A 14005-nucleotide genomic window follows, 5' to 3' on the forward strand; every position below is an offset into this window, starting at 1 on the left:
TCACCGATCGAGTGGGCGGGGCCGCGCAGGCGGTCCCGCCCGCCGTATCCTGGCACCCCACACGAATCGAGGCGCACGTGAGCCAGACCGCAGCCCGCCCACGCAGGCGAAGCCTCACCCCCTACCTCCTCCTCCTTCCCGCCATCGTGATCGTGCTCGTCGCGCTGGGCTACCCCGTGCTGTGGCAGGTATCGACCTCGATGCACAGCTTCGGCCTGGCCCAGCAGTTTGGCCAGCCGGCGCCGTTTGTCTGGTTCGAGAACTACCTCACGCTGTTCAGCGACCCATACATGTGGGTCGTGGTCGCGCGCTCGGTCGCCTTCTGCGCGGTCACCGCGACCGTCACGATGGCGATCGGCATTCTGCTTGCCCTCCTCATGAGCTCGGTCAGCGCCGCTGTACGCATCACCCTGCAGATCTCGCTCCTGCTCGCCTGGGCAATGCCCGTCGTTGCTGCGATGACCATCTGGAACTGGCTCTTCGACTGGCGCCGCGGCATGATCAACTGGCTGCTCACCCAGGCCGGCCTGCCGTTCAACGGCCACAACTGGCTCGCCGAGCCACTGTCATTCTTCTTTGTCGCGATGATCATCGTCGTCTGGATGAGCGTGCCGTTCGTCGCATTCTCCGTGTACGCCGGCCTCACCCAGATCTCGGGCGAGGTGCTTGAGGCCGCGCAGATGGACGGCGCGAGCGGCTGGCAGCGGCTGCGGCACATCATCCTGCCGCTCGTGCGGCCCGTCCTCGGGATCGTCTTCCTGTTGCAGCTGATCTGGGACCTGCGGGTCTTCACACAGATCAAGCTCCTGCAGGATCAGGGCTCCATTCAGAGCGAAACCAACCTGCTCGGCACCTACATTTACCAACTCGGAGTTGGCTCGAGCGACTTTGCGATGGCGAGCGCCGTCTCGATGTTCGTGCTCGTGCTCACGATCGCGCTCAGCTGGGCGTACGTCCGCCACCTGCTCAAGGAGGACTCAGCCTCATGACCCACGCACTCTCCCGGCCCGCGACCCTCGCCGAGGCCTCCCCCGAAGCATCGGCGACGGCCCCGCTGAAAGTCGTCTCCGCCCGCGGGCGCGGACGCGGACGGCGCCCCGCCAGGATCCTGCTGGGCGTGCTCGGCGTCGCGGTGGCCCTCGTCTGGGCGGTTCCCGTCTACTGGATGATCAACTCGTCGCTGCTGCCGAACGTCGTCCTGCAAAAGACCACGCCGACCTTCCTGCCGTTTGGCGGATCCCTCGACAACTTCGCCTCGGTACTCACGAGCGGCAGCTTCTTTCCCGCGCTCGGCATCTCGGTCGTCGTCGCACTGATCACCGTGGTGTTCTGCCTCGCGTTCGCCTTCCTCGCGGCGCTCGCCATCAGCCGTTTCCGGTTCCGCGGCCGCAAGAGCTTCGTCGTGGCGGTACTCCTCATCCAGATGCTACCGGCGGAGGGGCTGTTTATCGCGCAGTACAAGCTCATGGGGTCACTCGGACTCCTGAACTCGGTGATCGGCGTCAGCATCATCTACATCGCCGCCGTTGTCCCCTTCACCATCTGGATGCTGCGCGGGTTCGTCGCCGGGATCCCGAAGGACCTCGAGGAGGCCGCGATGGTCGACGGCCTCAGCCGCACACAGGCGTTCTTGCGCATCACTTTTCCCCTGCTCGCCCCGGGGCTCGTCGCCAGTGGCGTCTACGCCTTCCTGCAGGCATGGAACGAGTTCACGGTCGCGCTCGTGATCCTGCAGGACTCCAGTTCGCAGACCCTTCCGCTCTGGCTGCGCGGGTTCATCCAGCAGTCCGCCTCGCGGGCAATCGACTGGGGCGAGGTGATGGCCGCGTCGACCCTCGTCGCCCTCCCGGTCATTGTCTTCTTTATGTTTGTGCAGGGGCGCATGACGAGCGGGCTCGTGAGCGGGGCGGTGAAGGGGTGACCGGGGATCAGCGGCCGAACGACCAGCTGCTCCGCGACGTTCGCGCGACCCTGATGCCCGGCTTCGTCGGCACGACCCTGCCGGCCTGGCTCGAACGGCGGCTCGCGGGCGGGCTCGGCGGCGTGGCCATCTTCGGCGGCAACGTCGACACGCTCGCCCAGCTGCGCGCGCTCACCGACGCGGTGCGCGCCGCGAACCCCGAGTCGGTCATCGCGATCGATGAGGAGGGCGGCGACGTCACCCGACTCTTCTATACCGAGGGATCGCCCTACCCCGGCAATGCCGTGCTCGGCCGCATCGACGATGTTGGCTACACCGCCGAGGTGGCCGCACGCGTCGGCCAGGCACTTCGCGCCGCGGGCTGCACGCTCACGATGGCCCCCGATGTCGACGTGAACGCGAACCCGCGAAACCCCGTCATCGGCGTGCGCAGTTTCGGGGCGGACCCCGCGCTCGCCGCGCGCCACTCGGCAGCCTGGGTACGCGGCGTGCAGGGCACCGGCATCGCCGCCTGCCCCAAGCACTTCCCGGGTCACGGGGATACTGCGCAGGACTCGCACCTCGCGTTACCCGTCGTCGACGCGTCGCCCGAGCTGCTCGCTGCGCGCGACCTGCCGCCGTTTGCCGCCGCCATCGACGCGGGCGCGCGCTGCATCATGACGTCGCATATCCTCCTCCCCCAGATCGACCCCGCAGGGCCCGCGACCTTCAGCGCCCCCATCCTGCAAGGGTTGCTCCGCGATCAGCTCGGCTTCACCGGGGTGATCGTTTCGGACGCCCTCGACATGCGGGGCGCGAGTGGGGAGATCGGCATCCCCGAGGCGGCGGTGCGCGCGCTGGCCGCCGGCTGCGACCTCCTCTGCATCGGCACCGAGAACACCGACGGGGAGCTAGCCGAGATCGAGGCCGTCCTGCTCGCCGCGGTCGACGCCGGCAGGCTTCCGGCCGCGCGCGTGCGGGAGGCTGCGGCCCGTGTGCGGGCGCTCGCGAGCCCGCTGCCCGCGGCGGACGAGCAGCCCGGACCAGCGGCCGCGATCCTGGCCGAGTTCCCCGAGGAGGACGAGGTACAGCGTGTGCTGGCGTCGTTTCGCGGGGTGACCGAGGCGCGGGCGTGGATCGCCGCACACCCCGGCGCGGCGATCGTGCGGGTCGACACCGAGGCGAACATCGCGGTGGGCGTCGCCCCGTGGGGGCCATTCGCTGCCGCGCTGCGACCCGCGGACTCGGCCGACGCCCGCACGGCCGCGTCTGACTTTCTGGCGCGCACGCTGGTCCCGGTCAACGCCGAGACGCCGATACCCTGGGACTGCGGCGCGAACGCCGTGCTGGTGCTGGGGCGAGACCTGCATCGACACGAGTTCGCACGCGACGGCATCGACGGACTCCGCGAGAGCGGAGCATCGGTGTTCACCATCGACACCGGCTGGCCCGGGCCCGACCGCGGGTACGCCGAGCTCGCCACCTATGGCGCGTCCCGACTCGTCGGCGCCGCCCTGCTCTCGCTCGTTCAGGAGGATCCGAGATGACTACCCCCACCCTGCTGCGCGTCGGCCTGGACATTGGCGGCACGAAGACCGAGGCGGTGGCGCTTGACCCCAATGGTCGGCTCGTCGGGCGGCTCCGCATGCCGACCGAACTCGGGGCCGAGCGCGTGCTCGCGACCGCCGAGCGCGCGGTGCGGGGGCTGAGCTTCCAGACCGGCCGGCCGCTGTCGGCTTTCGCCTCGATCGGCATCGGGATCCCCGGAGCCGTGGACCGTGAAACGGGTGAGGTGCGGCACGCGTTCAACTTGGACCTCGCCGAGCTGCAGCTCGGTCGCCTCCTCTCCGAGCTGGTCGGCGTGCCCGTGCGCGTCGAGAACGACGTCACCGCCGCGGCGCTCGGCGCGAACCATCTGCTCGAGCTCGACGGCACCATCGCTTACCTGAACCTCGGCACGGGCCTCGCGGCAGGAATCGTCGTCGACGGCGCCCCGTGGCGCGGTGCTCACGGAGTCGCCGGCGAGATCGGCCACCTGCCCATCGATCCCAACGGCTATGCGTGCCCGTGCGGACAGTTCGGCTGCCTCGAGACGGTTGCGAGCGGCTCGGCGATCTCCCGCGCCTGGCCGCACGGCGGCGAACACCCGGCACAAGACGTCGTGCGCGCCATGGAGGCGGGCGACGTTGAGGCAGCCGCGGTGGTGGCGCGCCTCGTACAGGGCGCCGCATCGTGCGTGCGCGTGCTCGCCCTCTCGCTCGACCCGCAGTCGATCATCATCGGCGGGGGCCTGCGCCTGCTCGGTGAACCACTCATCGGCGGCATTCGGGCGACCCTCGAGCAGTGGGCCGAGCAGTCGAGCTTCCTCGCGGCGCTCGACCTGCCCCGCCGAGTGCGCGTGCTCCCGAAGCACTCGTCGGCTGCCGCGGTCGGCGCCGCAATTATCGGGGCATAGCCCGAAGCTCGAGCCGGCGCGCGTCCTCGCGCACCCCGGCGACCCACACGTCGCGCACGTTCCAGTCGGCGTCGAAGCGCACGAGGTCGGCGGTGAATCCCGGCCGGAGGGCGCCGAGCCGGAGCTCGCCGCCGGACCTGTCGAGCCCCAACAGGCGCGCCGGGGTCATGGTCGCCGCGGCGACCGCGGCGCTCGGGGTGCAGTGTGCATCCGTCACCGCGCGCCGAACTGCCTGGTCGAGGGTGAGTGTTGATCCTGCGATCGTGTCGGTCCCTGAGAGCCTCGCGACGCCTTCCGCAACCGAGACGTCCTGCCCGCCGAGCTGGTATGCGCCGTCAGCTTCGCCCGCCGCGGCCATGGCGTCGGTGATGAGCGCGACGCGGCCGGGCGCGAGGGCGAACGCAAGCGCCGCGATGCGCGCATCGAGGTGCACCCCGTCGAGGATCAGTTCCAGCGTGACTTCGGGCCGATCAAACGCGGCCGCCACGGGGCCTGGGTCACGGTGACCGAGCCCGGGCATGGCGTTGAACGCGTGGGTCAGCAGCCGGGCGCCAGCGTCGAAGGCGCGCTCGGTGTGCTCGAGGTCGGCGGCCGTATGGCCGATGGCCGGGACCACCCCGGCGGCGGCGAACGCCGCAATGGCGTCGAGGCCTCCCGGCAGTTCGGGCGCGATCGTGATCTGGCGCAACACACCGCGCCCCGCCTCGATCAGGGCGGTCACCACGTCCGTGTCTGGCGCGCAGAGCGCCTCCAGGCGATGTGCGCCCTTCCGCTCGGGCGACAAGAACGGCCCCTCGAGGTGCGCCCCGAGGACGGTCGGGTCCTCCGCCACGAGCTCGCTCGCCCAGCCGAGGCGATCAATCAGCTCAGGGACCGGAGCCGACACAAAGCTCAGCAGCGAGCGGGTCGTGCCGTGCGCCCGATGGGTGGCGATCGCCGCTCGCGCCGAGGCGGCCCCGTCGTCGACGGAGGCCCCTCCCCCACCGTGCATGTGCAGGTCGATCAGACCCGGGCTCACCCGGTCACCCTCGGCGTCAACCACCACGGTCGCGTCCCCCACAAGGGAGCTCCAACAGCCGCCGGTGCCCACACCGGAAATCCGCCCGTCCGTCACCGCGATCCAGGCGTCAGGATGTTCGCCGTCGACGTCCACCTTGCGTGCTCGATGCAGGATCAGCTCGGCCGGGGCGAAGGTCATGCCCCAACATTACTCAGGAGAGGCCCCCGCCCGCAGTACTTCTGAGCAGGAATCTTAGGCGCGCTCCTCTCGCTCAGCACGCGGCACGATGAGCTCTGGCCCGTCGCCCGTGATCGGCCGGACTGCGACCGGGTTGAGCAACGCGGCAACGCGCTCGGCGCCGCCCGACACCGCTCCCAGCATGGCGTGATCGGCACGCTGCTCGGGGTCGAGCCAGTCTGCGGCGAGCGCGTCGTCGAGGAACACCGGCATGCGGTCGTGAATCGACGCGAGGGGCCCGGTGGACTCGCGCGTCAGCACGGTCGCCGAGAGCCGCCACCCTTCCCCCTCGGGTGCACCGGGCTCCCGCCACCAGGAGTAGAGGCCGGCGAGCGGGAGTAGGCCGTGCCCGCCGATGACGTGCGGGGTTTTCACCTTTCCCTCGGTCAGCCATTCGTAGTACCCAGTCGTCAGAACCGCACACCGTCGCGCGACCAGCGAGGTCGCGAATGTGCGCTTCTCGGCGACGCTCTCGATGCGCGCGTTGAACGTTGGGTACTTCGTACCGAAGGCTTTCTCCCAGGGCGGGACGATGCCCCACCGGGCAAGCTCAACGCGATGCGTTTCGGGCGCCTTTCGCGGGCGGATCAACAGCGGCACCGGCTGCGTGGGGGCCAAGTTCCAACTCGGCGTGGGCGGCGTGCCGAGGGCTTCGAGCCCCTCGCCAACCCACCGGACGATGTCCCGATCGGACTCGCCGATCGCCATCCCTTCGTAGTCCACCACAACTCTGCCGCACATGTGCACAGGGTACGCCCGACGCCCGACACGGAACCCATGCGCAGGCCCGACATCGCCGCCGATTGGATGCGGGAGTTCCTCGGGCGCGGGCCGAAACGGGGAGGCCACCGGCTACACTAAATCCCGCATGAGCTGGGGGGCGCTGCAACAGGACACGACTGGGGGCCGTCTGATGCGCGCGAATTCTGCGGTGGACCCCGCACAATTGCTCGATCGCCCCCGCCTCCGGCTCAGGCTGAGCACGTCCGACGGCGGTCCCGCCGGCTTCATCCTGCTCAATGCCCCGGCCGGCTACGGGAAGTCCACCCTCGCGAAACAACTGCTGGACTCTCTTCCGGCGCACGAGTATCGGACACTCTGGATCCACACGACGGCAAGGACCAAATCGTCGTTCTGGCGACACCTGCGTGCGCAGTTGGAGGAGCGCCCGCACCCCACTGGCGAACCAGACGACGAATCGCGAGCGCACGAGTGGGTCCTCAACCACGTTTCACTCCTGCCCGCACCCCTCATACTGGTCATCGACGCCTACCATCGCGTCAGCGACGCTCAGACCGACCTCGCGTTGCTCGAGCTCAGCGGCGCGAGCGCCCGTATTCATCTGGTGGTACTCGCCCGAAGCGTGCGCCTCCTTGACGGTCCCCTGTTTGCCGACGAAGTACTCACGATCGGTCCGGAGGAACTTGCGTTCGACGCGGAGGAACTCGGAACACTCGCGTGCCACTGCCGCACGCCACTGCACTCGCGCCTGCGTCAATCGCTTGAGCTCACGGGCGGCTGGCCCCGTGCGGCGAGCGCGGTACTGCGCGCAGAGTCCCGTGATGCGGTCGCTTCTTCGCGGCCGTCAAGCGCCGAGCGTGCGTCAGCTTCCCCCGCGCTGCATCCGCAGCTGGCACGCCTGGCGATCGATTCGCTCGATCTCCTGAACGACGAAGCCCGTGCCGTGATGCTCGCCGCATCGGTGCTGGACACGATCAGCCTGGAGCAAGCGGCTGAACTCCTGGAATCGACCGAGGACGAAGCGATCCTGCAGATTCAACCGTTGCTCGAGCACGGGCTGTTGTCGCTGACCGGGCTGACTCACCGAACGGTGTATCGAGCGCACCCCGCAATTCGGGCCGGGCTTGCCGACCTTGCCCGGCGTTCCTACAGTGCACTCGACCACGCGACGCTCCTGCGCGGCTCCGCCCGTGAGCGCGCCTCACAGGATCCGCTCAGCGCGCTCCGCATGTATCTCGAGTCCTCGTCTCTTGCCGATGCGGAAGCGGTACTCGCCGCACACTTCACCACACTCACCGATCGCGGCGAGGAGTGCACCCGGCTCCTGCGTCCCCTCACGGATGAAACGCTGCGGGAGTTCCCGACGTTCGCCGCGGCCCGGATGCTCCTAGAGTTCTCAGATCGCACCGTCTCGCACGAACACCTGCACCGCCTGACGCGGCTGATGCAAGAGGGGGCATCGCGCCGCCTCGAAGCAGATTTGCACTCGGCTCCGACGCTCGCCATCGCGCATCGCGTGCAAGTCATGATCGGCGAGCGCTTGGGTGGAAATATGCCCAGTGCCCTCGCGATCGCCCGTGAACTCGAGCCACTCATCATGTCGCGCGCGCACTCCCCCGAGGAGGTTCCGGGGCAGGATCACCGAGACAGCCCTGGCACCCAGCCGGTGTTCCTCGAGGAGCTGGGGTTCACCGCCTTCATGGGTGGCGACCGAGCGCTCGCCCGGCGCGTCTGGCAACGCCTCGACCATCAGATACAGGTCTCTTCGAGTGACCTCGTCCCGCCGGCTGTCGGCGTCACGAGCCGGCACGCCGCGTGGCGCCTCGCCGCCTTGTACGGCCTCGCCCTGGTGGAGGCCGACGACGGGGACTTCATCGTCGCCGCCGAGATCATCGCCCAAGCCGACGCACTCCAGGAAGAGTCCGGCGTGAGCGCCCCGTCGCTGAGCTGGATCAACGGCGAGGTCGCCCGAGCACACCTGTCCTACGAGTCCCTCGATGCGGACATGCTCGCCCAGGCGATGGCACGCGTCGCACCGTGGAACGATCGCTTCGAACAGTGGCCGATGATCCTCATGGCGGACGTTGAGGCGACCCGGTATCTGCGCGGCCCCGATTGGGCGATTCCGCACCTGCGGGCCGGAATCTCGCAGATCGAGCGCGCCCGACACGGCGTCGGCGTCTGGGGCGGGTATCTCGCGCTGTACCAGGCAATGCTCAACACCACGCTCGGGGATTTCACCATCTCCGGGCGGATCCTGCGCTCGTTGCCCGCGGAGAATCTCTTCGTGCAGATCGAGCGAGCCCGGCTCTCCCTTTTCTCGGGAGACAACGTTCGCGCACTGCTCGAGGTCCAGCAGATTGGTCTCGCCGGCATCTCGAAGCGGCAACGCATCGATAAGTTCTTGATGGCCGCAATTGCTGCGTGGGGATGTGGCCTGCGCGACGAGGCAATCGAGTCCCTGAAACATGCGGGTGAGCTCGTCGAGCGCAACGGTTTGTCGATGATGTTCCGCACGGTCCCGTTCGAGCCCCTGCGAGCGATCGCCGTCGCAGCGCGGGCTGCTGGAGCGTACGACCTCGTCGAGCGCATCGACCGCGTCCCGATACAGGCGCGCGGCGTGGTGCGAGAGCGCCTCACCACCATGGAGCAGCGCGCCCTCGAGACGATGGTGACGCATCCGTCGCTCGCGGCCGCCGCCGAGCACGTTTCGATCGCTCCAGCGACGATGAAGCGGCATCGCCTCGCGGTGTATCGAAAACTGCAGGTGGGAGGTCGCGAGGAGGCGATCCTGCAGGCCACCCGCATGGGACTGCTCGTGCAGCAACGACCGGCTGCGGTCGAACCGAACCCCCACTAGCGGTTGCCCCGGTTTGCGTGCAGTTTCGCGTCGGCGAACCCTTGGCGTGAGACGTAGGTGGCAATGACCGTCAGCCCTCCGGTGGCATAGAGCGCCCACCAGGGAACGCCCGGGATCGTCGGTGCGTCGCCCGCGCGCTTCGAGTCTTCAGACGGCGTCGGAGTCACCCGCTCGCCGGTGAGGACGATGCGGTGCGAATTGATGCCGAGCGGCGTGCAGGTAATCAGGGTCACCCAGTCATGCCCGGGTTCCGCCCGCAGCGAGTCGGTCTCGGCGGGTTCGATAACCTCTTTCGCCCGCACCTCATAGGTCAGTACTTCACCAAACACCTCGACCGTGAACCGGTCCCCCAGCTCGACCCCGTCGAGATTGCTGAACATGGTCGCGTTCGCGAGCCCGCGGTGCGCAGTGATGACGGAGTGCGTGTCGACACCGCCCACGGGAAGACTCGACCCCTCAAGGTGCCCGGCCCCGAGCAGGAGCACCTCATCGCTCGTGCCGTGATAGATCGGAAGATCAACGCCGATTCTCGGGATCTTGATGCGCGCCATGATCCCGTCGTCAGTGGCCCGCAGGATATCGTCGTAGCGAAATGAGTCGTCGGTCATCACGCCCTCGCCGACCGGCATGTTGGCGTTCGCCCCCAGCAACACCCCGGCGCTCATCGCGTCGTTGTAGGCGTGCGCCGTCGCCAACTGCTCTGCCGCGGTCGGGCGCACCCGACTGACCGCCTCACCGTATTCGCGAATGGCCTGCGACTGGTTGTAGGACGACAGCCAGGCGGCGGTCATGGGGTACAGGCCGGCCACCATTGCAGCCAGCAAGATCACGCCGACCCCGATGGTCAAGATGCTCGGGCGCCATCCCTGCTTCGGCCCGCCGCCCCGCCGCGGGCCAGAGCCGTGTCCCCCGGCACTACGCATCTTGCTGCGCTCGCCCTGCGAGGCGCATCTTGCGGCGCTGCAGGATCAGGGCGACCACGGCCAGCAGGCCGAGGCCGCCGGTGCTGCCCCAGAACACGGCCGCTCCCATTCCGCCGGTCAGCGGGAGCGTCGGCACTGGCGCTTGCCGGTTCACGATATTGCCGTAGTCGAGCTCGCTGTACACCTCGATGTCGATCGGGCTGATGCGGAGATATCCTGCCGGGGCCTGCGACTCGGTCAGGCGATACTTCCCTATCGTGAGGTCACGGACCGTGAACTTGCCCACCGCAGGGTTCGAGTCGGGCCCCGTGCACTCGGCTGCCGAGGCCGCGACGCAGTCAACCACGCTCATCGCCCTCGACGGGTCCAGCATCGGCACCGCCGCGCGGTCGAACGGCGTCAAGGTCCACGCCGAGCCCGCCAAGAACTGGGCCGGCGTGTGATCGTTCACCTTGTTCCACGACAACGACACCCGCACCGGGTGCTCGGTGCAGTGTGTGCTGCCAGGAGCACAGACGGGCGGGGGCTCCTCGCCGAGCGCCATCAGGAAGTTCCCGAGTTTGCCGGTCGCGTGGCTCGGGAGCACGGTCTTCACACGCACCGAGTAGGTCACCGTGGCGGTCACGCCCCCGTTGAGCTCGCCGGTGATATGCAGCGCAGAAGTCGGCTGGTTCAGCGGCTGCGAGGCGGCCGTGAGTGCGGCATGGCTGACGATTGCTCCGTCAAGCTCCGCGTCGTCGACTACGTCCTGCAGCAGGTCGACATGGTTCACGTCGACGGGGGTGAGCCCCGCGTTTGTGAACGTCAGCGTGTACTGCACGAGTTGCCCCGGGACGATCGTCGTGCCCGACGCCGGGTTTGACGTCTTCGCGAGTACAAGTCTGCCGGGGTGAGGCACCGCCGTGGTAGTGCTCGAGTTGTTGTTCAGGTTGGGATCCGCCTCATTGCCCAGCACCTGCGCGGTGTTCACGATGTTCGGCAGCGGCGCTACCAGAGACGTCTTGACGGCGGCCGTCACCACGATTTCTGTGCTTGCCCCGGCAGCGAGCGCGCTCAGTCCACAGCTGAGCTCACGTTCCACAGCACTGATGGTGCACCCGGGGGTTGTCGTGGCCGGGTCGACCAGCTCATCCGGAATCCGGTCGGTCACGATGCTGCCGCTCGACTGGCCGGGGCCGTGATTCGTCACGGTCATCGTGTACCGAACGGCGTCGCCCGGAGCGTACTCCGCCGGCCCAGTCTTCACGATCTCGAGGTCAACCGGCGCACCGGGCGACGAAGCACCGTCGTTGTTGCTGCTACTCGTCCCCCTAGTCGTGCCCACGAGGGAGAAGGTTGGGCTGTCTCCGTTGGGGTCTTCGATGGCGATCTGATACAGATTTCCAGACGCATTGTCCGACAGCTGCAGGTTGCCGTTGCCGAGCGTCCACGCTGCGCCGAAGGTCTTGCCGCGCAGAGCGGCGAGGGGGCCAGCGGCCGGAATAGCCCAGCTGGCAACATCTCTTTCATCGGGGTTAATGCGATAAATTCTGGTGCTCGAGACTCCCCAGATCGCATGCCCGCTCCAGACGATATCGGCGACGCCAGGAACTGGGGATTTGAGATCGATTCGTTCCGCCGTGTACTGGCCGTTGTCATTGGGCACGACGTTGACCTCCCACAACCGGCTGTCCGCGGCGTAGCTGCGCACGTAGAGGAAATTGTTGTTCGTTATTTCACCGCCGAAAGTGCCCTGCATGTACGAGTCGTTGGGGTTGGTGATTGCCGGAAGCCCGACGACTGATCCGAGTACCTCAGCGATCATGGCATCGGGGGCGGTCGACACGGCCTTGGTCTTGCGCCCAATCTGCACCAGCCTGTTTCCGGCTGCATCGCCTTTCTGAATCGCGTACAGCAGATTGTCGTTCGTGTTGTAGCCCATGGCATTGAACTGAAGCGTGTTCTGGAAGCCCAGGTTGTCAAGCACAAGGGTGCCGACTCCCTGCTGGCCAGCAAAGAGGGTCGTCGGATCCCCCTGGCCGACGAACACCTGCGGCCTATTGGGGTCGAAGGAGTCTTTCGCAACCGCCTGCGCCGGGGGAGCCGCAACCAGCGCCTGCCCGCCAAACGTCGAGAGTCCGAGAGCGAGCACCAGCAACGCGCGAGTGGCGCGTAACCGACGGGTCGTCGGTCGGGATCCTGCGGTGCTGCGACGCATAGTGCGGCCTTACGCTTTCGAAAACTGTGCCAACGGACTGCGGGGGCGCTCAGGTGATCATGCACCCCCGCAGAGTGACCTGAGCTAGAGCTGTGCCCGCGTGCGGCGGCGGTTCACCAGCATCAGGCCACCGGCGATGGCGACGCCAGCGATGCCCGCCGCAACCAGCAGCACCTGTCCCGCAGCACCGGTGAGCGGCAGTTCGGGAACGTCCTGCTGGGTGTTCGTGATCACGGGGTTGAAGTTGCTCGCGATCGTGGTCACGCCTGTCTTGACCTGCACCGGGGTGAATGCGCTCGAGGGCAGCACGTACCCTGCGGGAGCCTTCGTCTCCTTGAGCACGTAGCACCGCTGGCTCGCGTTGATCGATGTATTCACGCTGTCACTCACGAACAGGCCAGGAATCGTGACGACGCCGTTTGCATCGGAGACGAACTTGGTCGCGCCACCGACACTGATGGGGCCTTCGTTCTCGACGGGCTTTGCTACGCCACAGTTTGGCGCGTACGGGAGATCGGCGTTGTACACCTCGAACTCGGCGCCCTTGAGCACACCATTTGCGTCCAGAGTGCCGGCCGCGCGCTTCAGGACCTCAATGCTGCCCCATCGGGTGGTCACGGGGTTTGAGTCGAGCGACTGCCCCGGTGTGTTGCTGAACTGGGCAACGTTCTCAATGACGCCGGAGCCAATCGAAACCACCGTGGCGACAAACTCAATCGTGATGACGCTGCCCGCCTGCGCATCCTTCGGCGTGGCATTCAACCAGGCAATACCCGCCGGAGTGAAGGTCACCTTGACGGTGTTGTCTGCAATGGGGGCCCCGACCGAGTAGTAGCTCGCGTCGAGCACCTGCGTGCCGACCTTGACGGACTGCACACCCGTGCCGACCGGCTCGAGCCGCGCGTCCAAGGCATCGGATATCTCAAACTTGGTCCAGGCGTTCTCCTGCTGGGGAATCGTCATCGTCACGGGGAAGGTCAGAGTAGACCCGAGTCCGGTGCCGGGTCCGATCGGCTTGACCGTCTTGACGAGCGTGCCCGCGCCATTCTTCGGGAAGGCGTGTACGTCGTACACCCAGCCGTTCTCGTGGGGCATGGGCACCGTGAGGACAAACGGCGCTGCCCGGTCGACGATATTCGAGGGCGCATCGGTCTCGCAGACCATGTATACGCCGATCGGCAACGCCTGGGTCGCTGTGCCAGTGGCGCTCGTCAGGGGCATGACCTGTCCGGTACCGATCGAGTATCCAGCGGGCGCGGTACACCCAGCGCCCGGGACGATCGCGTTCAGGGAATCCCAGGTGGCTGGGTCTTCCAGGTCTATCTCAGCGCCCAGCGTCGTGAGCAACGGGTAGACCGTGAACTCGACGCCCGCGACCGGATTGGTGTAGTCATCAGCGTCGGGAGCGGCGCTGATGTCGCCGACGGTGGGGGTACCCGTCTGATGCAGGTACTTGTGCACGGTCAACGAGCCGGGCTTCGAGAAATCGATGTTCCCGAAGCTCGGGGGCTCGGCAAATGCTGCGGTGGCGCCACCCGTCAATGCAGCAGCGCTGAGCGCGAACGCGCCCAGCAGCGCTGCGACGCGCGAGGTCTTGTGGTTCTTCATGGGGTTCGGCTCCATTCGAGATTGGTGCAGAACGCACCACCTGGCAAATGAAGTGCAGCGGCGAATCTTCAGCAACACTGCTCG

10 protein-coding genes are annotated in these 14005 nt (G+C 67.6%); 5 read left to right on the forward strand and 5 right to left on the reverse strand.

The genetic code is table 11. The features are described from left to right. Positions 1–77: 77 nt before the first annotated feature. Genes KOE53_RS11890 through KOE53_RS11905 form a run of 4 tightly spaced genes read left to right on the forward strand, consistent with a single transcriptional unit; the run spans position 78 to position 4355 of the window. Positions 78–989, forward strand: coding sequence for a carbohydrate ABC transporter permease (locus tag KOE53_RS11890; protein WP_353055649.1), 912 nt, complete (start codon positions 78–80; stop codon positions 987–989). Further along, positions 986–1921: a carbohydrate ABC transporter permease gene (locus KOE53_RS11895; protein ID WP_188058627.1), complete on the forward strand. Its 936-nt coding sequence runs from the start codon at positions 986–988 to the stop codon at positions 1919–1921. Before KOE53_RS11890 ends, KOE53_RS11895 begins: the two co-directional genes overlap by 4 nt. Beyond that, on the forward strand, positions 1918–3447 hold the full coding sequence (locus tag KOE53_RS11900; protein WP_353055650.1) for a glycoside hydrolase family 3 N-terminal domain-containing protein: 1530 nt from the start codon (positions 1918–1920) through the stop codon (positions 3445–3447). Before KOE53_RS11895 ends, KOE53_RS11900 begins: the two co-directional genes overlap by 4 nt. Continuing rightward, positions 3444–4355, forward strand: a complete 912-nt coding sequence (locus tag KOE53_RS11905) for an ROK family protein (protein WP_188058628.1) — start codon at positions 3444–3446, stop codon at positions 4353–4355. The genes KOE53_RS11900 and KOE53_RS11905 overlap by 4 nt, the downstream gene beginning before the upstream one ends. Here the strand turns inward: KOE53_RS11905 and nagA are convergent. Beyond that, positions 4342–5553 carry an N-acetylglucosamine-6-phosphate deacetylase gene (gene nagA, locus KOE53_RS11910; RefSeq protein ID WP_188045805.1) on the reverse strand — a complete coding sequence of 404 codons (1212 nt, stop codon included), beginning with the start codon at positions 5551–5553 and terminating at the stop codon, positions 4342–4344. The genes KOE53_RS11905 and nagA overlap by 14 nt on opposite strands. Before the next feature lie 54 nt (positions 5554–5607). After that, positions 5608–6333 carry an SOS response-associated peptidase gene (locus tag KOE53_RS11915; protein ID WP_188058629.1) on the reverse strand — a complete coding sequence of 242 codons (726 nt, stop codon included), beginning with the start codon at positions 6331–6333 and terminating at the stop codon, positions 5608–5610. A gap of 127 nt (positions 6334–6460) precedes the next feature. Between KOE53_RS11915 and KOE53_RS11920 the strand changes: the two genes are divergently transcribed. Continuing rightward, on the forward strand, positions 6461–9193 hold the full coding sequence (locus KOE53_RS11920) for an AAA family ATPase (RefSeq protein ID WP_188058630.1): 2733 nt from the start codon (positions 6461–6463) through the stop codon (positions 9191–9193). Here KOE53_RS11920 and KOE53_RS11925 read toward each other — a convergent pair. The 3 genes from KOE53_RS11925 to KOE53_RS11935 form a co-directional block, all read right to left on the reverse strand. After that, complete coding sequence (locus KOE53_RS11925) at positions 9190–10116, reverse strand: class C sortase (protein WP_215401707.1); 927 nt, start codon at positions 10114–10116, stop codon at positions 9190–9192. The two genes, KOE53_RS11920 and KOE53_RS11925, sit on opposite strands and share 4 nt — an antisense overlap. Further along, complete coding sequence (locus KOE53_RS11930) at positions 10109–12313, reverse strand: DUF6923 family protein (protein WP_188058631.1); 2205 nt, start codon at positions 12311–12313, stop codon at positions 10109–10111. Before KOE53_RS11930 ends, KOE53_RS11925 begins: the two co-directional genes overlap by 8 nt. Before the next feature lie 84 nt (positions 12314–12397). Further along, positions 12398–13921: a SpaH/EbpB family LPXTG-anchored major pilin gene (locus tag KOE53_RS11935; protein ID WP_188045809.1), complete on the reverse strand. Its 1524-nt coding sequence runs from the start codon at positions 13919–13921 to the stop codon at positions 12398–12400. Positions 13922–14005 lie beyond the last annotated feature (84 nt).

It is taken from the genome of Leucobacter sp. CX87 (genome assembly GCF_018682295.1).
Taxonomy (GTDB): Bacteria; Actinomycetota; Actinomycetes; order Actinomycetales; family Microbacteriaceae; genus Cx-87.

Coding starts and splice junctions, on each gene's coding strand:
- nagA (WP_188045805.1), bottom strand. CDS start 5,553: ATGACCTTCGCCCCGGCCGAGCTGATCCTGCATCGAGCACGCAAGGTG.
- KOE53_RS11915 (WP_188058629.1), bottom strand. CDS start 6,333: ATGTGCGGCAGAGTTGTGGTGGACTACGAAGGGATGGCGATCGGCGAG.
- KOE53_RS11920 (WP_188058630.1), top strand. CDS start 6,461: ATGAGCTGGGGGGCGCTGCAACAGGACACGACTGGGGGCCGTCTGATG.
- KOE53_RS11935 (WP_188045809.1), bottom strand. CDS start 13,921: ATGAAGAACCACAAGACCTCGCGCGTCGCAGCGCTGCTGGGCGCGTTC.
- KOE53_RS11905 (WP_188058628.1), top strand. CDS start 3,444: ATGACTACCCCCACCCTGCTGCGCGTCGGCCTGGACATTGGCGGCACG.
- KOE53_RS11895 (WP_188058627.1), top strand. CDS start 986: ATGACCCACGCACTCTCCCGGCCCGCGACCCTCGCCGAGGCCTCCCCC.
- KOE53_RS11925 (WP_215401707.1), bottom strand. CDS start 10,116: ATGCGTAGTGCCGGGGGACACGGCTCTGGCCCGCGGCGGGGCGGCGGG.
- KOE53_RS11930 (WP_188058631.1), bottom strand. CDS start 12,313: ATGCGTCGCAGCACCGCAGGATCCCGACCGACGACCCGTCGGTTACGC.